A 23,617-nucleotide genomic window follows, 5' to 3' on the forward strand; every position below is an offset into this window, starting at 1 on the left:
GTGGGTACTGTGCAGAACGTCAAAGTTCGACCCTCGGATTTGTACACATACGGCTCATGACGTGCCCCCCGTCCGGAGGGATAGCCTTGTGGCGTGATCAGCGCGATAGCTCGCGGGGACGTCGTCGTCCCTGCCCTGCGCCCGGTGAGCACGGACGACATCCGTGTCCGGGCGGCGGTCGCTGGTCCTCGCGGGCGGGAGGGAGCCACCGAGGCTCCCGGGAGGCCGGGCGCACCCACGGGACGGACGGTGCCGAGAGCAGCGTCACATCCCTGCCGGGCACCGAGAATGGCTGATTACCCCCCGCTCGTCTCCCCCTGCGGCATAGCGTCGAGACAGACCGGACACCCCGTGTCGTGGTGGCGCTTCGGAGGGGACGAGTACGTACTTCCTTCTACGTCACGCAACGGCGCGCGACAGGAGCCAGAGGACAATGCAGACCAAGCTGGACGAAGCCAAGGCCGAGCTGCTCGAACGGGCCGCCCGGGTAGCTGAGAACAGCCCGGTCGGGGGGTATCTACCGACTGGGACGACGAGCGAGAGTACGTCCGACATCCCGGACCGGGAGACCGTGCTCGCGTTCCTCCAGCGCTACTACCTGCACACCGCCCCGGAGGACCTGAGCGGCCGCGACCCGGTCGATGTCTTCGGAGCCGCCTACTCCCACTACCGGCTGGCCGAGAACCGCCCCCAGGGCACGGCCAACGTACGGGTGCACACCCCGACCGTCGAGGAGAACGGCTGGACGTGCAGCCACTCCGTCGTCGAGGTCGTCACCGACGACATGCCTTTCCTCGTCGACTCCGTGACCAACGAGCTGTCACGGCAGGGACGCGGGATCCACGTCGTCATCCACCCCCAGGTCGTCGTCCGGCGGGACGTCACCGGCAAGCTCGTCGAGCTGATCGTCGACCCCGCCGCCGTCGCCGCGGCGTCCGCCGCCGTGGCCGCCGGGGAGACGCTGCCGCACGACGCGCACATCGAGTCCTGGATCCACGTCGAGATCGACCGCGAGACCGACCGCGCCGACCTCAAGCAGATCAACAACGATCTGCTGCGCGTCCTGTCCGACGTCCGCGAGGCCGTCGAGGACTGGGAGAAGATGCGGGAGGCGGCCGTCCGGATCGCCGACGGCCTGCCCGCCGAGCACACCGCCGACGACCTGCGCGAACAGGAGGTGGAGGAGGCTCGCGAGCTGCTGCGCTGGCTCGCCGACGACCACTTCACCTTCCTCGGCTACCGGGAGTACGAGCTGCGCGAGGACGACTCGCTCGCCGCCGTCCCCGGTACCGGCCTCGGCATCCTGCGCGCCGACCCGCACCACGCCGGGCACGACCACCACCCCGTCAGCTCCTCCTTCGAGCGGCTGCCCGCCGACGCCCGCGCCAAGGCCCGGGAGCACAAGCTCCTCGTCCTGACGAAGGCCAACAGCCGGGCCACAGTCCACCGGCCGTCCTACCTCGACTACGTGGGCGTGAAGAAGTTCGACGCCGAGGGCAACGTGATCGGCGAGCGGCGCTTCCTCGGACTGTTCTCCTCCGCCGCCTACACCGAGTCCGTGCGCCGGGTGCCCGTCATCCGCCGCAAGGTCGACGAGGTCCTCGTCGGCGCCGGGTTCTCGCCCAACAGCCACGACGGACGCGACCTGCTCCAGATCCTGGAGACCTACCCGCGCGACGAGCTGTTCCAGACGCCGGCCGACGAACTGCGGTCCATCGTCACCTCCGTGCTCTACCTCCAGGAGCGCCGGCGGCTGCGGCTCTACCTGCGCCAGGACGAGTACGGGCGCTACTACTCCGCCCTCGTCTACCTCCCGCGCGACCGCTACACCACCGGCGTACGCCTCAGGATCATCGACATCCTGAAGGAGGAACTGGGCGGCATCAGCGTCGACTTCACCGCCTGGAACACCGAATCGATCCTCTCCCGGCTGCACTTCGTGGTCCGCGTCCAGCCGGGCACCGAGCTGCCGCACCTCAGCGACGCCGACAAGGACCGGCTGGAGGCCAAGCTCGTCGAGGCCGCCCGATCCTGGTCCGACGGGTTCGCCGAGGCGCTGAACGCCGAGGTCGGCGAGGAGCGCGCGGCCGAGATGCTGCGCAAGTACGCGGGCGCCATCCCCGAGGGGTACAAGGCCGACCACAACCCCCGCTCCGCCGTCGCGGACCTCTGCCGCCTCGAAGCCCTCGACCAGGACGAGGACTTCGAGCTCAGCCTGTACGAGCCGGTGGGCGCCGCGCCCGACGAGCGCCGCTTCAAGATCTACCGCAAGGGCGGCTCCGTCTCGCTCTCCGCGGTGCTGCCCGTCCTCAACCGCATCGGCGTCGAGGTCATCGACGAACGGCCGTACGAGCTGCGCTGCTCGGACCGGACGACCGCGTGGATCTACGACTTCGGGTTGCGCATGCCCAGGGCGCAGGCCGGGAGCGTGGACTACGCCGGGGACGACGCCCGGGAACGGGTGCAGGAGGCCTTCGCCGCCACCTGGACCGGGCAGGCCGAGAACGACGGGTTCAACGCGCTGGTGCTGAGCGCCGGCCTCACCTGGCGGCAGGCCATGGTGCTGCGCGCGTACGCCAAGTACCTGCGGCAGGCCGGGTCCACCTTCAGCCAGGACTACATGGAGGACACCCTCCGCAACAACGTCCACACCACCCGGCTGCTGGTGTCGCTGTTCGAGGCGCGGATGTCGCCGGACCGGCAGCGGGCGGGCCGGGAGATCGTCGACGCGCTCCTCGAGGAGGTCGACGCCGCCCTCGACCAGGTGGCGAGCCTGGACGAGGACCGGATCCTGCGGTCCTTCCTCACCGTCATCAAGGCGACGCTGCGCACGAACTTCTTCCAGGAGGCGGCCGGCGGCAAGCCGCACGACTACGTCTCCATGAAGTTCGACCCGCAGGCCATCCCCGACCTGCCGGCGCCGCGGCCGGCGTTCGAGATCTGGGTGTACTCGCCGCGCGTCGAGGGCGTGCACCTGCGGTTCGGGAAGGTCGCCCGAGGCGGGCTGCGCTGGTCCGACCGGCGCGAGGACTTCCGGACCGAGATCCTCGGCCTGGTGAAGGCGCAGATGGTGAAGAACACCGTCATCGTGCCCGTCGGCGCCAAGGGCGGCTTCGTCGCCAAGCAGCTGCCCGACCCCTCCGTGGACCGGGACGCCTGGCTGGCCGAGGGCATCCGCAGCTACAAGACCTTCATCTCCGCGCTGCTCGACATCACCGACAACATGGTCGCGGGCGAGGTCGTACCGCCGGCCGACGTCGTACGGCACGACGAGGACGACACCTATCTCGTCGTCGCCGCCGACAAGGGCACCGCGACCTTCTCCGACATCGCCAACGAGGTCGCCGAGAGCTACAACTTCTGGCTCGGGGACGCCTTCGCCTCCGGCGGCAGCGCCGGCTACGACCACAAGGGCATGGGCATCACCGCGCGCGGCGCCTGGGAGTCGGTCAAGCGGCACTTCCGGGAGCTTGGGGTCGACACCCAGACCGAGGACTTCACGGTCGTCGGCATCGGGGACATGTCCGGTGACGTGTTCGGCAACGGCATGCTGCTGAGCGAGCACATCCGGCTGGTCGCCGCCTTCGACCACCGGCACATCTTCATCGACCCCAGCCCCGACGCGGCCACCTCCTACGCAGAGCGCCGCCGCGTCTTCGAGCTGCCCCGCTCCAGCTGGGCCGACTACGACACCGATCTGATCTCCACCGGCGGCGGCGTCTTCCCGCGCACCGCCAAGGCGATCCCGATCAACGCCCACATCCGCGACGCCCTCGGCATCGAGGACAAGGTCGCCAAGATGACCCCGGCCGACCTGATGAAGGCCATCCTCAAGGCCCCGGTCGACCTGCTGTGGAACGGCGGCATCGGCACCTATGTGAAGGCCGCGTCCGAGTCGCACGCCGACGTCGGCGACAAGGCCAACGACGCGATCCGGGTCGACGGCGCCGACCTGCGGGTCCAGGTCGTCGGCGAGGGCGGCAACCTGGGCCTCACCCAGCTGGGCCGGATCGAGTTCGCGCAGAACGGCGGCCGGGTCAACACCGACGCCATCGACAACAGCGCGGGCGTGGACACCTCCGACCACGAGGTGAACATCAAGATCCTGCTCAACGGCCTGGTCACCGACGGCGACATGACCGTCAAGCAGCGCAACAAGCTGCTCGCCGAGATGACCGACGAGGTCGGCCGGCTCGTCCTGCGCAACAACTACGCGCAGAACACGGCGATCGCCAACGCCCTCGCCCAGTCTCCGGACATGCTCCACGCCCAGCAGCGCTTCATGCGCCACCTGGTCAGGGAGGGCCACCTCGACCGGGCGCTCGAATTCCTGCCCAGCGACCGGCAGATCCGCGAGCGTCTCAACACCGGGCACGGCCTCACCGGTCCCGAGACGGCCGTCCTGCTGGCGTACACGAAGATCACGGTCGCCGAGGAGCTGCTGCACACCTCGCTGCCGGACGACCCCTACCTGCGCAAGCTGCTCCACGCGTACTTCCCGGCCGCTCTGCACGAACGGTTCCCCGAGCATGTCGACAGCCACCCGCTGAGCCGTGAGATCGTCACGACCCTGCTGGTCAACGACACGGTCAACACGGGCGGTACGAGCTTCCTGCACCGGCTGCGCGAGGAGACCGGGGCCTCGCTGGAGGAGATCGTCCGCGCGCAGACCGCCTCCCGCGCCATCTTCGGATCGGGTGCCGTGTGGGACGCGGTCGAGGGCCTGGACAACAAGGTCGACGCGGCCGTGCAGACCCGGATCCGGCTGCACTCCCGTCGCCTGGTCGAGCGCGGCACGCGCTGGCTGCTCAACAACCGGCCGCAGCCGTTGCAGCTCAGCGAGACCATCGCGTTCTTCTCCGAGGGCGTGAACCAGGTCTGGGGCGAGCTGCCCAAGCTGCTGCGCGGCGCCGACCTGGAGTGGTACCAGAAGATCTACGACGAGCTGACGGGCGCCGGAGTCCCTGAGGAGCTGGCCTCGCACGTCGCGGGCTTCTCCTCGGCCTTCCCGACGCTCGACATCGTCGCGGTCGCCGACCGGGTCGGGCGGACGCCGATGGAGGTCGCCGAGGTGTACTACGACCTCGCCGACCGGCTGCGCATCACCCAGCTCATGGACCGCATCATCGAGCTGCCGCGCGCGGACCGCTGGCAGTCCATGGCCCGCGCGGCGATCCGCGAGGACCTGTACGCGGCCCACGCCTCCCTCACCGCCGAGGTCCTCTCGGCGGGCAACGGCTCCTCCACGCCGGAGCAGCGCTTCAAGGTGTGGGAGCAGAAGAACGCGGCGCTGCTGGGCCGGGCGCGGACGACCCTGGAGGAGATCCAGGGCTCCGACGCGTTCGACCTCGCCAACCTGTCGGTGGCGATGCGGACGATGCGGACACTGCTGCGCGCGCACTCGTAGCGGTACGGCGAAGGGGGCGCTCCACGGCTGTGGGGCGCCCCCTTTCCGCGTGCGGGTCGCCGGGGCTACTCGGTGATCTCCCAGAGGGTCAGCTTGCCCTGCACCGTGGGGACTTCCCAGCTGTACTCGCCCGGGGTCAGTCCGGTGATCTCGTACATGGCGAGGTTGCCCTGCTTGGTGATCGTGCAGAGCCTGACGCCCTTGTCGATCTCGGCTTCCTCGCCGAAGGCACCGGAGTCCAGGCTGGAGGGCAGCACATCGGTCCCCGTGCCCTCGGCGCACTCCTGCGGTGTGGTGCCCGCGCTCTTGCCCATCGTGGTGTCGAAGTACCAGTAACTGCTGTCGAGGTACATGTCCTTCAGGGTGTCGACCATCTCGTCCTCGGTGTCGACCTCGGGCTTGTCGAAGTCGACGTTGACGTAGGCCGAGCCCGCGGGTGTGCGGAGCGTGAAGGACTTGCCCTCGAAGATCGCCGTGTACCGGGCGTTCGCGGGGATGGAGGGGGAGGCGCTCGGGTCTGTTCCGTCCCCTTCGCCGCCCTGGTCGCCGGAGCCGGTGTCGGAGCCGGTGTCGGCCTTCGTCGGGGACGGGCTCGGTGTGGAGGCGCCCTTGTCGCCGTCGGCACCGTCCTTCTTGCCGCTGTCCTTGGTGTCGTTGCTCGCTGAGTTCTTGCCGTCGTCGTCCTTGCCCATCACGTACACGGCGGCGGCCGCGCCGGAGCCGGCCACGAGGACCAGGGCGAGGGCGACCAGGGCCGCCTTCAGGCCGCGGCGGCTCTTCTTGGGCGGGGCCGGGGTGGGGGCGGGGGCCTGCGGGGTGAGGTTGTAGGTGTCGGTGGCCGGGGGCGGGTAGCCGTAGCCGGGGGTCGGGGCCTGGCCCTGGGCCGGAGGGCCGAAGCCGGTCGGCGGCGGGGTCGGGGCCGCCTGGGGTACGCCCTGGGTGGTGCCCTGGGCGTACGCGTGGCCCTGGGCCGTCGGGTCGTGGGGCGGGGGCGCGGGGGCCGACGGGGCGGTGGTCGGGGGCGCGGCCGGCATCTGGGGCGCCGTCGGCTGGGGCGGGGCCTGGGCGGACTGCTCGCGGCGGGCGATCTCGGCGGTGAGCGGCTCCGGGAGCCAGCCGGTGAAGTCGCCGATGCCGCGGCCCGCCGACTCCTGGCAGAGCGCGGCCAGTTCCTCGGTGCCGATGCGCTCGGCCGGGTCGGCGGTCAGGCAGCGCTCCAGCAGGGGGCGCAGCCGCTCGTCGTAGCCGTCGAGCTTCGGCGGGCGCTGGGAGGTGTTGGCGATCTGCGCGGCGATGGTGATGGCGCCGCCGTCGCCGTACGGGTGGCGTCCGGTGGCGGCGACCGCCGCGATCAGGCCGAGCGAGAAGACGTCGGTGGCCGGGGTGACCTGCTCGCCTAGGGCGTGTTCCGGCGACATGTACTGCGGAGTGCCGATCAGACCGCCGGACTGGGTGAGGTGGGTGGCGTCGGCGGCCCGGGCGATGCCGAAGTCGATGACGTACGGGCCCTGGGAGCCCAGCAGGATGTTGCTGGGCTTGAGGTCGCGGTGGATGACTCCGGCGGCGTGGATCGAGGTGAGGGCGCGGGCCGCGCAGCCGACGAGCTGGAAGACGGCGGGCAGGGGGAGCGGGCCGAAGGCGACCAGGGCGTCGTGCAGGGGGATGCCGGCGATGAACGCCGAGGCCAGCCAGGGGAGTTCGCCGGTGGTGTCGTGGTCGACGACCGGGACGATGTGGTAGCCCTGCACGCGGCGGGCGGCCTGGACCTCCTGCTCGAAACGGCGGCGGAAGTCGGCGTCCTGACCGTACTCGCGGCGGATGACCTTCAGGGCGACGGGCTGGCCGCCGCGGGTGTGCGACAGGTAGACCGTGCCCATGCCGCCCTCGCCGATGCGGGCCTGCAGGTGGTAGCCGGCCGTCTCTCGTGGGTCCTGCGGTCCCAGAGGGCTCAGGATGTCGCCGGTGCTGGTGCTGATGGGAGCCTCCCCCGGTGCGGTGCCGAACTCTGGTGCCGTCGTGGGCACTTGGAGCCGTCCGAAGCTTATACGGCACTTATGACACTTGGGGTGGGTGTTGCGGTTCCCGGCGGTTGGGGGCGCCTGATAGCTCGGGGGTGCCTGTTTCGTTGGCGGGTGCGGGTCCGGTGGGGGTTCTCGCGCAGTTCCCCGCGCCCCCAGAAGACCGGGCCCTGCGGGCCTGAAAAGCACGGGGCGCAGCTCCACCGGAGCCGCACCCGGCACCGCACCCGAAGTCACGGCTCCCGGCGAACCCGGCGCTGCCACTCCTCGTCCCGCACGGTGATCGGCGCCGTCGCCGGAAGGCGCCGGGCCGTCGGGGCCTCCGAGATGTGCGGCGTCGGGGCCGTCGGCGCCTCCGTCAGGGACAGCGTCCGGAAAGCCGTCTCGATGATGCTCACCGACGTGGCCACCGGCCCCGGGAGCCAGCCCGCGAAGTCCCGGACGTCCCGGCGGGCCGCCCCCGCGCAGTGCTCCGCGACGGCCGCCGCGGAGGGCCGGGACGCCGGGTCGGCGGTCAGGCAGCGGCGGATGACGTCCACGAGGGGGCGCCCGATGCCGTCCAGCGAGGGCGGGGCCACGTCCGTGGCGGCGATGCGCGTGGCGATGGCCAGCGGGTTGCCGCGCCCGTACGGATGGCTGCCGGTCGCGGCGACCGCGGCGATCAGGCCCAGCGCGAACACGTCGGACGCGGAGGTGACCCGGTGGCCGAGGGCGTGCTCGGGGGACATGTAGCGCGGGGTGCCGATCAGGCGTCCGGCGGTGGTGAGGGTCGCCGCGCCCGCCGCCCGGGCGATGCCGAAGTCGAGCAGCCAGGGCCCGTCCGCGGCCAGCAGCAGGTTGGCGGGCTTGACGTCACGGTGGATCACCCCGGCGGTGTGCACGGCGTCCAGGGCGTACGCGGCGCATGCCAGCAGTTGCAGGACCGTGGCGACCGGGAGCGGGCCGTGGGCCTCCAGTGCCTGGTCGAGGGGGACACCCGGAACGTAGTGCGTGGCCAGCCAGGGCCGCTCGGCACCGGCGTCGTGGTCGACGATCGGCACCAGGTGGTAGCCGGACACGCGGCGCCCGGCGGCCACCTCGCGGGCGAACCGTTCACGGAAGGCGGGGCTGCCCGCGTACTCCGGGCGGACCAGCTTCAGCGCGACCGGCTGGCCGCCCCGGCTGCGGGAGAGATAGACGGTGCCCATGCCGCCCTCACCGATCCGGGCGTACAGGGGATACCCGGCGATCTCCCGCGGATCCTCCGTCCGCAGCGGCTCAGGTACCACCCCACGCATCGACCGCCCCCTCCGCTCAGCACGTCTTCGGAGGGTATCGCGGCAGGGAGCCGTCAGAGGGCGGTGAGGCAACCCGCGTACCGCCGAGGACATCTACCCAAGTGGCCCTCAACCGCACCACGGTCTATAGAGGGTAGAAGCAGGGATGCACGGAACAAACGGAACGAACGGGATTGATGGGGTGAACGCGTACGTGGACCAGCGACCCGCCGTATCCGTCGTCGTGATCGTCTACAACGACGAGGCCAGGCTGCCCACGGCCGTCCGCTCGGTGCTGGAGCAGACGCTGCGGAGCGTCGAGGTCGTGATCGTCGACGACCACAGCACGGACGGCTCCTACGAGGTGGCCGCCCGCCTCGCCGCCGAGCACCCGGACCGCGTGCGCGCGTACCGGCTGCCCGAGAACAGCGGCGGCTGCGGCGCGCCCCGCAACGCGGGCATCCGGGAGACCAGAGGCGAGTACGTCGTCTTCCTCGACAGCGACGACGTCCTGGAGCGCAACGCCTGCCGCAACCTGCTGGAGGCCGCCGAGAGCACCGGGGCCGACCTCGTCTCCGGTCTCTGCGTCCGCGTCCACGTGGACACCCGCAATCGGAAGGAGGTCCCGTGGTACCCGTGGCTGTACACCCGCACCCGTACCCTCGACTCCGTCTCCGAGCTGCCCGACCTGCTGGTCTACGACACGCTGTCCACCAACAAGTGCTACCGGCGGGACTTCCTCGTCGAGGGCGGGCTGCTGTTCCCCGTCGGCATCCACTACGAGGACCTGTTCTTCTCCGCCCAGGCGTACGCGGCCGCCCGCCGCATCACCCTGATCCCCAACCGGGTCTACGACTGGAACGTGGCCGAGAAGGCGCAGGCCAAGTCGATCAGCAACCGGCGGGCCGAGATCGCCAACTTCGCGCACCGGATGGAGATCCACCGCCGGGTGGACCGGCTTCTCGCCGACCAGGGCATGGCGGAGCTGAAGTTCCACAAGGACGTCAAGTTCCTCAAGCACGACCTGGTGCTGCACCTGCGTGACCTGCCGTTCCGCGATGCGGCCTACCGTCAGGAGTTCGCCGGACTGGCCCGCGCCTATCTGGCGTCGATCGACCCGGCCGCGTACGACGAGGTCGAACCCATCCACGCCGTCTGCGCCTATCTGCTGCGGATGGGTGACTGGGACAACCTGCTGCCGGCCGTGGACACGCTCACCAACCGCGACAAGGTCTCCGCGCCCCTCGTCGAGCGTGACGGGCGGATCTACTGGTGCGCCGAGCACCTGGACGCCCCCGGGGCGGAAGGGGAGTTCGCGCGCCGGATCCTGGACGTCACCGAACTCGGCTACCACGCCCGACCGGTCCGGAAGCTGTTCCTGCGCAACGAGCTGACGGAGTACGAGGAGTACGGGGGACACGAGGAGTACGGGGGGCTCGGGGAGTACGAGGGGCACGAGGAGTACGCGCGGGACGCGGCGGAGGCGGGCCGGGAGCAGGGCGCAGCCCGGGGACCGGGCGCGAGCCGGGGCCGAGGCGCCGGCGCCGGCCGGGGCGGTCGTGTGCGTCTCGCCGGGCGGGTCACCAACCCGCTCGGGGTCATTCCGGCCGACGCCCGGCTCTCCGCCTCCCTGGAGTTCTACGCCCGCCGCCCCGGCGTGCGGTTCCAGACCTTCCGGGTGCCGGTGGCCACCGTCCGGCACGACGGGCCGTACATCACGTGGCGGGCCGACGCCGACATCTCCCAGACGCTTCGCCCGCTGGGCATCGTGGACGCCGTATGGGACGTACGCCTCCACCTCGACGTCGACGGCGAGCGCACCACGAGCCGGCTGACGGCCGCCGAACCGGGGCTGGCGGGTGGCGAACTGCCGGTCCGGCCGCGGCTCACGCGGCTGGTCGCCGACCGGGTCGAGCCGCAGATCTCCGCCCGCGGCCATCTCGCGTTCCGGCTGGTCCCCGACAAGAAGGCCACCGTCCTCGTCACCCGGGGCCTCCAGGGAGCGCCCGGCAGGCTCGCCAAGTCCGGGTACCGCAAGGCGAAGGCGCTGCGCAAGAAGGCCACCTCCGGAGACGCCAAAATCCGCCTTTACCACGAGGTTTTCCAGCGCATGCCGAAACAGCGGCGGCTGGTGGTGTTCGAGAGCCACCTCGGACGGCAGTACAGCGACAGCCCTCGGGCGATCTACGAGGAGATGCGCCGCCAGGGTCTCGACTTCGAGGCGGTGTGGTCGTACACGGGCCGCCCCGAGGGGTTCCCGGCCGACGCCACCCTGGTCCGGCGCTGGTCGCTGCCGTATCTGCGGGCGCTGGCCCGCGCCGAGTTCTGGATCGACAACCAGAGCTTCCCGCTGAAGCTGACCAAGCGTCCCGGCACGACCTACCTCCAGACCTGGCACGGCTCCGCGCTCAAGCGCATGGGCTTCGACGAGCCCGGCTGGAAGCTCAAGTCCCGCGCCGAGCAGGCCGAGCAGCAGCGCACCCTCGACCGCTTCGACCACTTCCTGATCCGCTCGGAGCACGACGTGCGCACCCTGGCGAAGGCCTTCCGGCTGCGGGAGAAGGTGCTGCTGCGGGTGGGCTATCCGCGCAACGACGTGCTCGTCCGGGCCCGGGAGACGGACCGGGCGGACCGGGCGGACCAACGCGCGCGGCTTGCCGCCGAGTTGGGCATCCCGGAGATCTCCGCGATCCCGGCGGACAAGAAAATCCTGCTCTACGCCCCCACCTTTCGCCAGCAGGGGCAGCGCCGCTTCGCCCTCCCCTTCGACGTGGAGCGTTTCGCGGAGACCTTCGGCGACGAGTACGTGCTGCTCGTCCGCGCCCACTACCTCAACCACGTCGTGCTCCCGCCGTCGGTGCGGGGCCGCGTCGTCGACGTGTCCGACCACCACGACGTGACCCCCGTCCTCGCCCTCGCGGACGCGCTGATCACGGACTACTCGTCGGTGATGTTCGACTACGCGCTGCTCGACCGCCCGATGTTCTTCTTCACGTACGACTACGAGGAGTACGTCCACGAGGGCCGCGGCACCTACTTCGACCTCCTCGAACGCGCGCCGGGACCGATCGTGCGCACGGAGGACGAACTGCACGCCGTCCTGCGCGACTCCTCGCTGGACGAGCAGACGCTCAAGTACGCCGCCGCGCGGGAGCGGTTCACGGCCGCCTTCGGCGAGTACGACAAGGGGACGGCGGCCCGGAGCGTCGTCGACCAGTTCTTCTCCGAGTGGAGGCGCAAGTGATCGGCCGGGACAGGGCTGTCGTGCGGGACGAGGCCAGGGCCTCCGGGCGGGACGAGGTCCGCGATGCCGGGCGGGACGGCGCACGGGTGCCCGGGGCGCGGGACGTCTTCCTGGTGTCCAACAGCGTGGACGAGACGGGCGGTGTGACCAGCTGGACCCATCACCTGGCCCGGCTCCTCACCGAGCGCGGCCACCGTGTCCACGTCATCGGGATCACCACCCCCGAGGACCCGCACCCCCTCGGCGAACTCCCGTACCCCACCACCCGGTTGTACGACGGCCAGCCGCCGCCCCCCGGCCGGGCGCGGGACGCGAGCATGCGGGACCGGGCGACCGTGCTGACCGGCCTGTTCCGGGCCGCGCGCCCCGGTGGGGTGGTGATCGTGACCCAGGTGTGGGCGATGGAGTGGGTGCGGCTCGCCGACACCGGCGGTCTGACCGTCATCGGGATGAGCCACGAGTCCTTCGAGACCTCCCGCCGCTCCTCCCGCTTCCGGCGGGTGCTCACGTACTACCGGGACGTCGACCGGATGCTCGTCCTCACCCGCGAGGACGCCGACCTGTGGATCGGGCAGGGCCTCAACAACGCCTCGTACCTGCCCAACGCCGTGCCCTGGATTCCGGAGGAGCCCTCGCCGCGCACCGCCAAGGCCGTCGTCAGCATCGGCCGGCTCAGCGACGAGAAGGGTGTCGACATGCTCCTCGACACCTGGGCCGAGGTGGCGCCCAGGCACCCCGACTGGACGCTGCTCGTCTACGGCTCCGGCGAGGACGAGGAACTTCTCAGGAAGCAGTGCACGGCCCTCGGTCTCGACGGCTCGGTGTCCTGGATGGGCCGTACGCACGACGTGCCGGGCGCGCTGCGCGGCGGCTCGGTCTTCGCGCTGTCCTCCCGGGGCGAGGGCTTCCCCCTCGCCCTGATGGAAGCCATGGCCATGGGCGTCCCCTGTGTCGCCTTCGACTGCGCGCCCGGCGTCCACGAGATCGTGCGCGACGGCGAGGACGGCCTTCTCGTCCGCCCCGGCAACACGGGTGAACTGGCCCGCAAACTGGACCGGTTGATGACCGACAAGACCCTGCGCGACCGCATGGGCGACAAGGCGAGACAGAACATCCGCCGCTACGGCACGGAGGAGATCGTGGACCGGTGGGAGGCCCTGTTCACGTTCCTGGAGAGGTGAGCACGGAAGGGGCGCGGGGAACTGCGCGAACAACCACGACGAGCCCGCACTCGCCGAACCACAGTTCCCCCCCGAGTTCTCAGGCGACCTACTTCTTCCCGCCGGTGAACTTCTCGTACTCCTTCAGCACCTCATCCGTGGGCCCGTCCAAGCGAAGCTCCCCCCGCTCCAGCCACAGCACCCGATCGCACGTGTCCCGGATCGACTTGTTGTTGTGGCTGACGAGGAACACCGTCCCCGCGTGCTTCCGCAGCTCACGGATCCGCGCCTCGGAGCGCTTCTGGAAGGAACGGTCCCCGGTCGCCAGCGCCTCGTCGATCAGCAGCACGTCGTGGTCCTTGGCGGCGGCGATGGAGAACCGCAGCCGGGCCGCCATCCCGGAGGAGTACGTACGCATGGGGAGCGTGATGAAGTCCCCTTTCTCGTTGATGCCCGAGAAGTCGACGATCTCCTGGTACCGCTCCTTGACCTGCTCCCGGGACATGCCCATGGCGAGCCCGCCGAGGTGGACGTTCCGTTCCCCCGTGAGGTCGTTCATCAGGGCCGCGTTGACACCCAGCAGGGAGGGCTGGCCGTCGGTGTAGATACGTCCGTTCTCCACGGGGAGGAGTCCGGCGACCGCCTTGAGCAGGGTCGACTTGCCGGAGCCGTTGGTGCCGATGAGCCCGATGGCCTCGCCCCGGTACGCGGTGAACGACACGTTCCGCACGGCGTGCACCTTGCGGACGCCGGCCGCCTTCTCCGCCTTCTTGCGCCGCAGGATGCGGTTGAGCGCGGCGGTGGCGGTGCCACGACCGGCCCCCGTGCCGTTGACGCGGTAGACGATGTCGACACCGTCGACGACGACGGTCGGGACGGGCTCGGGGGCGGCGGTGCCGGTGTCGGTGACCTGGTCGGCTGTCCGCCGGGTGCCGGGAACAGTGGGGTTGATGATGGTCTCAGCCACGGCCGTACGTCTCCTCAGCCTTCCAGAAGTAGATGAACCCGCCGACGCCCGCGAGGAGCGCCCAGCCCGCCGCGATCGCCCAGACGTGCGGCGGCAGCTGGCTTCCGTGGAAGCTGTCGATCAGCGCGAACCGCATGAGGTCGATGTAGACGGCGGCCGGGTTGCACTCCAGCAGCAGGTGCACGAACGCCGGGATGTTCCGGTTGGCGAGCATGTGGTCGATGCTGAACATCACGCCCGAGGCGTACATCCAGGTGCGCAGCACGAAGGGCATCAGCTGCGAGATGTCGGGCGTCTTGGCGCCGATCCGCGCCATCACCATCGCGACGCCGGCGTTGAACACGAACTGCAGCGCCAGCGCGGGGACGATCAGCAGCCAGGACGCGGCGACCGGCACCCCGAAGGCCAGCAGGATCACGACCAGCGCGGCCATGGAGAACAGCAGTTGCTGGAGCTGCTGGAGGCAGTACGACAGGGGGAGCGAGGCCCGGGGGAAGTGCAGGGCCCGGACCAGGCCGAGGCTGCCGGATATGGCGCGGGTGCCCGCCATGATCGAGCTCTGGGTGAAGGTCCACACGAACACGCCGGTCACGAGGAACGGGACGTAGTCCGGCACGCCCTTCTTGGTGCCCATGAGCAGGCCGAAGATCAGGTAGTAGACCGCCGCGTTCAGCAGGGGGTTCGCGATCTGCCAGACCTGGCCGAGCTTCGCCTGGCTGTACTGCGCGGTCAGCTTCGCCGTGGCGAACGCGGTGATGAAGTGCCGCCGCGCCCACAGCTGCCGTACGTACGCGCCGAGCGAGGGGCGGGCCCCGCTGACGCTGAGGCCGTACCGCTCGGCGAGCTGGGCCGGGGTCTCGGCGACGGGGGCGCTTCGGGGGGTGTCCGCCCTGGTCGGGGGCGGTGTGTGGAGGACCTGGCTCACATCCGCTGCTTTCGCTAGTGAGGTCGCTGGTGGGGGCGTCCCGCGTGCTGCTCGCAGTGCCTGTACCGCTGGCGCTTCTTACGGCGTCCTTGCCCCGTTCTTACGTCGGGACGGGACCGTATCGTCGCAACGCGAGCGTAAGCCGATTCGACGTCGGAACGCAACCGTTTCGTCGTCGCGGCCTATGCTGGGCACCATGACGACGAACGCCGACCCCTCCGAGGGGCAGCCGCCGCCACGGCCGCGCCGCCGGGCCCCCGCCGGGGCGGCCGTGCTCCGTGAGGACGTGACGGAGGCGATCCGGGCGGCGGTCTTCGAGGAACTGGCGGCCGTCGGCTACGCCCGGATGTCCATCGAGGGCATCGCGCGCCGCGCGGGCGTCGGCAAGACCGCGGTGTACCGCCGCTGGCGCTCCAAGCTGCATCTGGTGCTGGACCTGGTGTCGGCGGTGGCGGTCCAGGGCCTGCCGATGCCGGACACGGGCTCGCTGGAGGGCGATCTCCGGCTGCTCTACGAGGTCACGTCCCGCGCGCTGCGGCACCCGGTGGCCGGCCAGATCATCCCCGACCTCCAGGCCGAGGCCGCCCGCAACCCGGAGATCGCCGAGGCGATGCAGAAGGCGCTCAGGGAGGGGCAGCAGAGCGTGGCCACGGGGATCGTCGCGGCGGCGGTCGCCCGGGGCGAGGTCCGCGCGGGCGTGGACGAGGACCTGGCCCTGGACGTGATCTCGGGCCCGCTGTACTGGCGCTCGGTGGTCGTCCGCGCGCCGAAGCTGCCGAAGGGCTATCTGGAGAGCCTGACGCGGGCCACGGCGGGGGCGTTGCGGGCGCTGTAGGGGAGCGGCGGCGGGAGACCGGCGCGATTCCACGGCTGCGGGACCGAACGTTCCAGCGGCGGATGGCGTCTTAGTCACAGCCGCTCAGGAATGGGGTCGCCGTGACTCTCTTGTGCTCCCGTGCTCGTTCCGTGCTCCTCGCCGCCACGCTGATCGTGGGGACGGCGGGGACGACCGTCGCGTGCGACGGCGGGACGTCCTCGGAACCGAAGGAGCGTGTCCTGCCGACGCAGACCAGCACCACCGCGGGGACGCCCATCACCTGGGAGGAGCCTCCCTCGTACGTCTACACGCTCACGTCGACCTCGATGGTCCTGGCGGGGACGTTCCGGGTGACGGTCCGGGACGGCAAGGTGACCGAGGCGGTCGGCCTCGACGAGGGCAGCCGGGCGGTGGTGGAGCAGGGGCCCGACCGAATACCGAAGATCGGCGACCTGTTGGACATGCTGGAGAGGGCCTGGCAGGAGCAGGCGGACACGGCGGAGATCCAGTACGCCGCCGGCGGGCATCCCGCGCGGATCACCCTGGACGTGGACGAGAACGCCATCGACGACGAGGCGGAGTACGTCATCACCGGCTACAAGCCGGGCGCGGGCTGAGAGCGAGGGTCAGCGGGCGTCGCGCCGGGCCGCCAACTCCGTTGCCAGGTGGATGAGTTCCGGAGTGCGCAGGACGCGCTCCCCGAACCCCGGCAGGGGCACGTGCAGCGGCTCCAGCCAGCGCTCCGGGATGGCCTCGACCCCGTGCACCGCGCCCGCGAGCCCGCCGGTCACCGCCGCGACCGTGTCGGTGTCGCCGCCGAGGTCCACGGCCGCGCGTACGGCGTCCTCGTAGGAGTCGGTCGTCCGTACGGCCCAGACGGCGGAGCCCAGGCAGGGCCAGACGGCGCCGTTGAACTCCGTGGCGCGGTCGGGGTGCCAGTCGGGGGCGAGGACGACCTCGTACCGCGGGCGGTGGTCGGGGTGGAGCGCGGCCAGGGTGGCGGGGAGCGCGGTGAGCGGGTCGCCGCCGGCCAGCGCGATCCGGACCAGTTCGTGGAGGACGGCGGTGCCTTCCCAGGCGGCCGGGTCGCCGTGCGTGAGGGCGGACAGGCGCCGGGCCGCGTCCATGCTGGGGTCGCGCCCGTACGGTGCGAAGAACACGGCCGAGGTGGCGGCCCGCATCAACGCGCCGTTGCCCGCGGCCCGTTGGTTCACCTGGAAGTGGAGTGCGGCGGCGAGGTCCCAGGGGTCGCCGCCGGTGAGGACGTCCTCGGTCTGGATGCCGATGTCCTTGGGCCCGGAGGCCGCCCAGCGCTGGAACCTGCGGAAGACGTCGGGCAGTTCGAGCCCACCGTGCTCGACGAGGGACTCCCCGACGAGGACGGCCATCTGGGTGTCGTCGGTCGCCTCACCGGGGTCCCATCCGCCGCCCCCGCACATCTCTCCGCCGTGCCCGGCCTTCGGGAAGCGCGCGGAGAAGGCGCCTTCAGGACCGAACTCGAAGGGTGCGCCGAGCGCGTCCCCGACGGCGGAGCCGAGCACCGCCCCGAGGGCGCGCCGCGGGTCGACTGCGTCCGGGAGTGGCTGGGGCCGCCGGTGAATCCCGGTCACAGGCCGCGCTTTGCGTCAGGGACGGGAAGCACCTCGACGGATCCGCCTCGCTCGCTCACCCAACGTTCCAGTTCCGCTCCCGCGATTTCGTGCTCGACGCCCTGATCGTCGATCACCCGGACAGGGCCGAAGACGGTTCCCGAAAGGCCCTCGACCTTGGTGCGGTGATCGACGGTCACCTTGAAGGAATTCTCCCGCAGAACGGCATGGGAGAGGTCCGCACCGCGGAAATCCACATTGAGGAGGGAAGCGCCCAGGACGCGTGTGCCGCGCAAGGAGGCATTCGTCGCGTCGACGTCGTAGAGCGAGGCCTTGACCAGATCCGCGCCATCCAGGATCGCGCCCCGGAGCACGGCGTCGTCGAGGTTGACACGGACCAGCGAGGCCCGCGTCAGATCGGCTCCCGTGAGGTCGGCCCCTTCGGCGTCGGAACGGTAGAGGTCCGCCCCCACCAGCTTGACCCCGGCCAGTTTCGCGTCGGTGAGCCAGGACTCCTGGAGGTTCGCCTCGGAGAGGTCCGCGTCACGCAGGTCGAGGCCGATGACGTCGAGGGCGCCCTCGCCCCCCGCGCTCAGCCACTCCTCCAGACGGGCTTTCGCCTGCGGATCCGTCGGGAACACGCGGGGTGCCCAATTCCTACGGGTACCAGATGACATCGTCTTCCCAGCCATTCTTCTCGACGATGGACTTGATGTCGTCGATCGCCGCCTGATTCGCATTGCGCATGTCCAGGATAACGACACGCTGCTTCTCGACGATCTGTTCCGCCAGCTTCTTGACCCAGCGTTCGTTCTTGGCGGGGTCATAAGCTCCCTTGAACGGCAGGGACTTGTCCCGGACATTGTTGAAGGGGGGCCAGTCGGAATGGACGCCCTTGATGTCGTAGTAGCGTCCGGTGCTCGGTGAGTAGAACTCCCCGCGGTCCGCTTCCGTGGGGCGCTGGATGTCGTCCGGGAGACGCCCCTGCTCGCTGAGGTCCAGACCGACCCTGGCCTCGTCCTTGGAGGGCTCGGAGATACCACCGTTCTTGTCGGGGTCGCGCTGGAGCTGGTCGAACTCCTCGGGGTTCCGGGACTCGACCTCGTCGAGGTGGTCCCAGTGACCCGCCTTCTGCTCCGGCGTGAGCTCGGGCGGTGGCTCGTTGCCGCGCTCGGGGGCCGGCGTTCCCTCCGCGGGCTCGTGCGGGGCCCCTGTGCCTTCGTCGCCCGGGGTGCCGCCGTGCCCGCCGGTGGGGGGCTCGGTGTGGCCGCCGCCCGGTGTTCCGCCGTGACCACCGCCGGAGGGGGCCCCGGTGTGGCCACCGCCCGAGGTCTCGGTGTGGCCGCCGGTCGGCGTCTCGGTACGGCCGCCGGTCGGGGTCTCCGTACGGCCGCCTCCGGTGCCACCGGTCCGGCCGTCGCCGCCGGGCCCTCCGTTGCCACCCGGCGTCTCATGGTTCGCCGACGGCAGGCGGTCGTCGCCGACGCGCCCCACAGCCGTGCCGCCGTCGCCCACCTTCGCCCCCGCACCCACCAGCTCGGTCTCGGGTCGCGTGGCGTCGGCGCCCCGCTCGGTCGCCGTGCCCTCGTGCCTGATGGCGTCCAGGGACTCCCGTACCGTGCCGTCCGCGTTGTGGACGACGAGGGTCTGGGTGTCGAGGTAGACGACCTCGCCCTGCGGCGTCTCCATCCGGACACTGTTCTCGGGGGTGAGGCCGGCCGGCAGCTCGTCGGCGATGCTCGGCGGGTCGGCGATCTGGTACGTGCCCTCGCCGAGCCGGATGTGCGTGCCGTCGGTGATGCCGCGCAGGCTCGCCATGACGTCGCTGATCTTCACCGCCGTCGCGCCGACGCCCTTGGTGAGGTACGTCATCGGGTCGACGATCTTGCCGGCCCTGCCCGCGAAGGAGATCGCCTTGGCGATGGCACCCGCCTTGCCCGCGCCGGAGACCGCCCCGCCCGCGCCGCCGGTGAAGATCGTGGTCAGGACGTTGAAGGTGACCGCCCCGGCGGCCCGGGAGGGGTTCTTGCCCCACTCGTCGTACGCGATCAGCGCCTTGCCGGTCTCCACGACCGCCGTACGGGAGTCACGCAGCCAGGAGGGCAGCTTGTCGTCGGGCGCGAGCCAGTACGCGGCGCCCACCACCGGTACGGCCGTGATGACGATGCCGGTGGCGAGTTTGCCGAGGCCGACCCAGGCCTGGCCCGCCGCGTCCCAGCCGTTGAAGCCGACCAGCGTGCCCAGGCCCTTGATCGTGCCCCATACGCCGTCCACGACGAAGCCGACCGCGAAGTCCCAGGCGTGCTCGTGGATGTAGTACCAGGGGTTGGACTCCTCCACCGGGTCGCCCCAGGGCAGACCACCGGCGCTGTCGAGGTCCTCGCCCCGGTAGCCGTACATGTTCTCTTTGTTCGAGCCGTCGTTGACGACGAGCGCCTCGCCGCCGACCAGCCCGACGATCTTGTTGTAGCAGTCGCGTTCGGCGGCCTGGAACGCGGCGTACGCGGCGTTGATGTCGGAGCGGCGGTTGTTGTTCTCCTCGACGAGGTCGCCGTCGGCGCGCCACTCGTCGTCGCCCTCGATCTTCGCGCGGAAGGCGATCGCGTCCCGGCGGAGCTGGTCGAACTTCTGCTTGAGCGGGCCGACGGCGGCGGCGTACGTGTCCAGCGCCGAGGCCACGGTCTCCAACTCGGTCGCGAACTCACCGCCCTTGGCCGCCACCGGCGCGGTCGTCGCGAACAGTGCCTCCGCCTCGGGCGCCTTGTAGTACGCGGAGAGGCCGCCGAAGCGGGTGTGGATCGCCGATCCCGAGTCCTTCAGCGAGGTACCGGCCGAACGGACGCCCGCGATGTGCTGGTCGAGCAGCTCCAGGTTGCCGGTGAACTCGGGGACCTCCTCCGGGATGACGGGGATGTCGTCGCTCACTTCGGCCCCTGCCCGCCGTTCCCGTCGACACCCGGCGGTGGCGGTACGACCGTCGCCTTGAGCGCGTTGGCCTGGTGCGTGGCGGCCATGTCCAGGTCGCCGGTGACGTAGGCGTTGGTGGCATCGGCGGCGCCCTGCACGGAGTCGATGGTCCGCTGCGCCATGTACGCCAGCTTCTGCTGCCGCTCCTGGAGGTACGTGCTCAGCGCCGCCGCGACCGGTCCGACCGGCACCCGTGGCGTGCCCGCGGCCACCGGCCCGATCATCGGTCCGTTGAACTGCCCGCCCGGCACGGCCGTACCGGCCGACTCGGCCGCGCTCGCCATGTTCGACACCAGCGAGTTGGCGGCCTTCTCCAGGCCGCCGGCCGCCTCACCGGTCGACTTCAGCGTGGTCTGCACGTTGATCGGATCGATGTCCCAAGCCGGCACCGTCGCTACCCCCGTAACGCCCTGTCGTACTCGTACGCGTACTCGTGGTCTGCTCGTCGTTCGCTTCCCCTAGTACACACGAGCAAACGGCACCGAACAGTTCCCACTGCTCGTCGATTCCGTCACAGGTGCTACCGCCGCTCCGTCCACCCCGCCCACGCGGACGCGATCATGTCCTCGACGCCGTACCGCGCCTTCCAGCCCAGTTCGGCGGCGATCCGTTCTGCCGAGGCGACGACGCGAGCGGGGTCGCCGGGCCGCCGGTCGACCACCACGGGCGGCAGGTCGTGACCGGTGAGCGCGGTGATCCGGTCGACCATCTCGCGCACCGATACGCCCTCCCCGCGCCCGATGTTGAGGGTGAGGTCCGTGCCCGGCGCCTCGCGCAGCCGCCGCGCGGTCGCCACGTGGGCCTCCGCGAGGTCGACGACATGGATGTAGTCCCGGACGCAGGTGCCGTCGGGGGTCGGGTAGTCGGCGCCGAAGATCCGGGGCGGGGCGCCCTCGGAGAGCTTCTCGAAGACCATGGGGACGAGGTTGAAGACACCGGTGTCGGCCAGTTCGGGGGTCGCCGCGCCGGCCACGTTGAAGTAGCGCAGGGACGCCGTCGACAGCCCGGTGGCCCGGCCCGTGGCCCGGACCAGCCACTCGCCGACCAGCTTGGTCTCGCCGTACGGGCTCATCGGCAGGCACGGCGTCTCCTCGGTGACGAGGTCCACGTCGGGCATGCCGTACACGGCGGCGGAGGACGAGAAGACGAAGGACGCGACCCCGGCGTCCGTGACGGCGGACAGCAGGGTGCGCAGGCCCTCGACGTTCTCCCGGTAGTAGTGCAGCGGCAGTTCGACGGACTCGGCGACCTGCTTCTTCGCCGCGAGGTGCACGACGCCGGTGACGTGCCGGTCCCGGATCACCCGGGCCAGCCGCTCCCCGTCGAGGGTGGAGCCGACCTCCAACGGGACGCCGCCGGGCACCCGTTCGGCGACGCCGGTGGACAGGTCGTCGTAGACGACGGCCTCCTCGCCCGCGTCGAGCATCGCGCGCACCACGTGCGCTCCGATGTATCCGGCGCCACCGGTGATCAGCCAGGTCATGGACGACCGTCCCGTCGTAGTCGTAGTCGTAGTCGTAGTCGTAGTCCCAGTCGCGGGGCCGTGCCCGCGTCGGTTCTCAGTGAAGCAGGCGTTTGAGGCGCCGGCGGACGACTTCGGTCAATCCTCGCCAACCGGGCGCGAGTCGCACCGCGAGCGCTCCCGCGTGGGTCGCGTACGGCTGCGCCAGGAGCACTCCGTGGCGTGCGCTGAACAGTGCGCTCCGGCGGAGGAGCCCCGCGCCCGCGACGGCACGCGCGGTGGTCTCCCGACGGCTGCCGTCCGCGAACCGCAGCCGTAGCCGGAGGTCCCACGTGCCGCTGCCCAACGCGGCCAGGTCCAGTGGTACTTCCGCCGTCCAACTGTCGACGTCCGGCTCCTCCGCGCCGCTGTCGCCCTCCGCCTCGGCCAGGAGGGGCGCCGTACCGGCGAAGCCCACCCGTCCGTCGTTCCGTTCCGTGAACTCCACCTGCACGGTCAGCGGCCCCGCCTCCGCCATCCGCCCGTACAGCTCGTGGAGCCGCAGTCGGAGCACCGTCCCCCGCGCGCGGGGCCGCAGTTCCGCGTCGACGGCGGCGGGCAGCAGCTCCACGGGGCGGACGAGGAGATGGTCCAGCTCCACCTGCGGCAGATCGGCCGACCAGACGGGCGAGCCGTCGGCCCCGCGCGCGTACGGCGGGGTCAGCCGGGCCGGGCGGGCCGACATCTCCCTGAGGCGGGGCAGGTCGCGCGGCTCCTCGGCGGCGAGGATCACCCGGGCGACCACCCGGCCGGGCGCGGGCGCCGGCGCGAAGTCGCCCTCGTCGAAGGTGGCCAGGTAGGCGCGTGTCAGCGTCCACCACTCGCGCCGGTACTCGGTGCCGCGCAGGCCCAGCTCGCGGGCGTACATCCGCAGCGAGTGGTCGAGGAAGCGCGTCCGCGTGGCCCGTGCCGGGCCCTTCTCGCCGGCGCCCAGCAGGATGTCGTACGACAGTCGGTCGGCGTCCAGGCGGGCCCGCCAGTTGGTGATGTCGGAGCGGTCCAGGGAGATGGACAGCCGGGCCGCCGAACGGCGCACGTGCCAGACGTACACCGGGTCGGGGATGAGCGCGACGCGCGGCGCGGCGGCCAGGACGCGCGCGCCGAACACGAAGTCCTCGTACGGGAAGCGGCCCTCGGGGAAGCGGATGGCGCGCTCGCGCAGGAAGGAGGTCCGGTAGAGCTTGTTGACGCAGAGGGTGTCGTGCACCAGGCGTGCGCGCTGGGAGGAGTGCTCCAGCAGCGCGCGCCGGGCGTACAGCTCGGGCTGCCAGGGGGTCTCGCGGCCGGACGGCAGTTCCTTGCGCACGCACAGCCCGGACGCGACCGGCGCGTCGTGCTCCAGGGCCGCCTCCAGCAGCGCGTCCGCGGCGCCGGGCGGCAGCACGTCGTCACTGTCCAGGAACATGACGTACGGCGAGGTCACGACGTCCAGCCCGGTGTTGCGCGGGGTGCCGCAGCCGCCGCTGTTGGCCGTGCGCCGGACCACCCGCAGCCGGGGCTCGTCCCCGGCGAGCCGCTCCAGCAGGTCCGCGCTGCCGTCGGTCGAGCAGTCGTCGACGGCGATCACCTCACGGACGGCCGGCCCCTGCGCGAGCGCCGATCGCACGGCGTCCGCCACATGGGCCGCGTCGTCGTACCCGATGACGACGACGGAGACCTGCGCCTGCTGAAGAGCCATGGTTGCCCCGCACCTGTGAGAGGTATGTGTGCAAATCTTCCCTTACGGGCGGCTTCGCGGCCCCGTGGGGAAGATGGCGGGCGGGGGG

15 protein-coding genes are annotated in these 23,617 nt (G+C 71.2%); 5 read left to right on the forward strand and 10 right to left on the reverse strand.

Annotated elements, in window-relative coordinates:
• Positions 1–433 precede the first annotated feature (433 nt).
• A complete protein-coding gene (locus ACZ9QC_RS25875) occupies positions 434–5,407 on the forward strand; it encodes an NAD-glutamate dehydrogenase (protein ID WP_472915298.1) in 4,974 nt (1,657 codons plus the stop codon).
• 65 nt (positions 5,408–5,472) lie between these two features.
• Here ACZ9QC_RS25875 and ACZ9QC_RS25880 read toward each other — a convergent pair whose 3' ends face one another.
• Positions 5,473–7,431 carry a serine/threonine-protein kinase gene (locus tag ACZ9QC_RS25880; RefSeq protein WP_472915299.1) on the reverse strand — a complete coding sequence of 653 codons (1,959 nt, stop codon included), beginning with the start codon at positions 7,429–7,431 and terminating at the stop codon, positions 5,473–5,475.
• A gap of 227 nt (positions 7,432–7,658) precedes the next feature.
• On the reverse strand, positions 7,659–8,702 hold the full coding sequence (locus tag ACZ9QC_RS25885) for a serine/threonine-protein kinase (RefSeq protein WP_472915300.1): 1,044 nt from the start codon (positions 8,700–8,702) through the stop codon (positions 7,659–7,661).
• A gap of 181 nt (positions 8,703–8,883) precedes the next feature.
• Here ACZ9QC_RS25885 and ACZ9QC_RS25890 point away from each other — a divergent pair, with 181 nt between their 5' ends.
• A complete protein-coding gene (locus ACZ9QC_RS25890; RefSeq protein ID WP_472915301.1) occupies positions 8,884–11,925 on the forward strand; it encodes a bifunctional glycosyltransferase/CDP-glycerol:glycerophosphate glycerophosphotransferase in 3,042 nt (1,013 codons plus the stop codon).
• Positions 11,926–12,011: 86 nt separating this feature from the next.
• Complete coding sequence (locus ACZ9QC_RS25895) at positions 12,012–13,106, forward strand: glycosyltransferase (protein WP_472921812.1); 1,095 nt, start codon at positions 12,012–12,014, stop codon at positions 13,104–13,106.
• 88 nt (positions 13,107–13,194) lie between these two features.
• Here the strand turns inward: ACZ9QC_RS25895 and ACZ9QC_RS25900 are convergent, their stop codons facing one another.
• Both ACZ9QC_RS25900 and ACZ9QC_RS25905 read right to left on the reverse strand, forming a co-directional pair.
• A complete protein-coding gene (locus tag ACZ9QC_RS25900; protein ID WP_472915302.1) occupies positions 13,195–14,052 on the reverse strand; it encodes an ABC transporter ATP-binding protein in 858 nt (285 codons plus the stop codon).
• Positions 14,045–14,977: an ABC transporter permease gene (locus tag ACZ9QC_RS25905; protein WP_472915303.1), complete on the reverse strand. Its 933-nt coding sequence runs from the start codon at positions 14,975–14,977 to the stop codon at positions 14,045–14,047. The genes ACZ9QC_RS25900 and ACZ9QC_RS25905 overlap by 8 nt, the downstream gene beginning before the upstream one ends.
• Positions 14,978–15,173: 196 nt before the next feature.
• Between ACZ9QC_RS25905 and ACZ9QC_RS25910 the strand changes: the two genes are divergently transcribed.
• Together ACZ9QC_RS25910 and ACZ9QC_RS25915 are read left to right on the forward strand one after the other, a co-directional pair.
• Positions 15,174–15,812 (forward strand): TetR/AcrR family transcriptional regulator, encoded by a 639-nt coding sequence (locus ACZ9QC_RS25910; protein WP_033524948.1) that lies wholly within the window; start codon positions 15,174–15,176, stop codon positions 15,810–15,812.
• Positions 15,813–15,913: 101 nt separating this feature from the next.
• A complete protein-coding gene (locus tag ACZ9QC_RS25915; RefSeq protein ID WP_472915304.1) occupies positions 15,914–16,411 on the forward strand; it encodes a DUF6174 domain-containing protein in 498 nt (165 codons plus the stop codon).
• A 9-nt stretch (positions 16,412–16,420) separates the two neighbouring features.
• Here the strand turns inward: ACZ9QC_RS25915 and ACZ9QC_RS25920 are convergent, their stop codons facing one another.
• From ACZ9QC_RS25920 to ACZ9QC_RS25945, 6 genes are all read right to left on the reverse strand, one after another.
• A complete protein-coding gene (locus tag ACZ9QC_RS25920; RefSeq protein WP_472915305.1) occupies positions 16,421–17,404 on the reverse strand; it encodes an ADP-ribosylglycohydrolase family protein in 984 nt (327 codons plus the stop codon).
• On the reverse strand, positions 17,401–18,024 hold the full coding sequence (locus ACZ9QC_RS25925) for a pentapeptide repeat-containing protein (protein ID WP_472915306.1): 624 nt from the start codon (positions 18,022–18,024) through the stop codon (positions 17,401–17,403). Before ACZ9QC_RS25925 ends, ACZ9QC_RS25920 begins: the two co-directional genes overlap by 4 nt.
• Before the next feature lie 16 nt (positions 18,025–18,040).
• Positions 18,041–20,308: a hypothetical protein gene (locus ACZ9QC_RS25930; protein ID WP_472915307.1), complete on the reverse strand. Its 2,268-nt coding sequence runs from the start codon at positions 20,306–20,308 to the stop codon at positions 18,041–18,043.
• The gene (locus tag ACZ9QC_RS25935) at positions 20,305–20,739 is read right to left on the reverse strand and encodes a DUF6507 family protein (protein WP_230211395.1); all 435 of its coding nucleotides are present in this window, start codon (positions 20,737–20,739) and stop codon (positions 20,305–20,307) included. The genes ACZ9QC_RS25930 and ACZ9QC_RS25935 overlap by 4 nt, the downstream gene beginning before the upstream one ends.
• A 131-nt stretch (positions 20,740–20,870) precedes the next feature.
• On the reverse strand, positions 20,871–21,833 hold the full coding sequence (gene galE, locus ACZ9QC_RS25940) for a UDP-glucose 4-epimerase GalE (protein ID WP_472915308.1): 963 nt from the start codon (positions 21,831–21,833) through the stop codon (positions 20,871–20,873).
• Positions 21,834–21,909: 76 nt separating this feature from the next.
• Positions 21,910–23,529: a glycosyltransferase gene (locus tag ACZ9QC_RS25945; protein WP_472915309.1), complete on the reverse strand. Its 1,620-nt coding sequence runs from the start codon at positions 23,527–23,529 to the stop codon at positions 21,910–21,912.
• Positions 23,530–23,617: the final 88 nt, after the last annotated feature.

The sequence above is a fragment of the Streptomyces sp. HUAS MS02 genome (assembly GCF_055702265.1).

Bases quoted from the DNA above. Each gene is read 5' to 3' on its own strand.
- ACZ9QC_RS25875 (WP_472915298.1), top strand. From the start codon at position 434: ATGCAGACCAAGCTGGACGAAGCCAAGGCCGAGCTGCTCGAACGGGCC.
- ACZ9QC_RS25885 (WP_472915300.1), bottom strand. From the start codon at position 8,702: ATGCGTGGGGTGGTACCTGAGCCGCTGCGGACGGAGGATCCGCGGGAG.
- ACZ9QC_RS25910 (WP_033524948.1), top strand. From the start codon at position 15,174: ATGACGACGAACGCCGACCCCTCCGAGGGGCAGCCGCCGCCACGGCCG.
- galE (WP_472915308.1), bottom strand. From the start codon at position 21,833: ATGACCTGGCTGATCACCGGTGGCGCCGGATACATCGGAGCGCACGTG.
- ACZ9QC_RS25945 (WP_472915309.1), bottom strand. From the start codon at position 23,529: ATGGCTCTTCAGCAGGCGCAGGTCTCCGTCGTCGTCATCGGGTACGAC.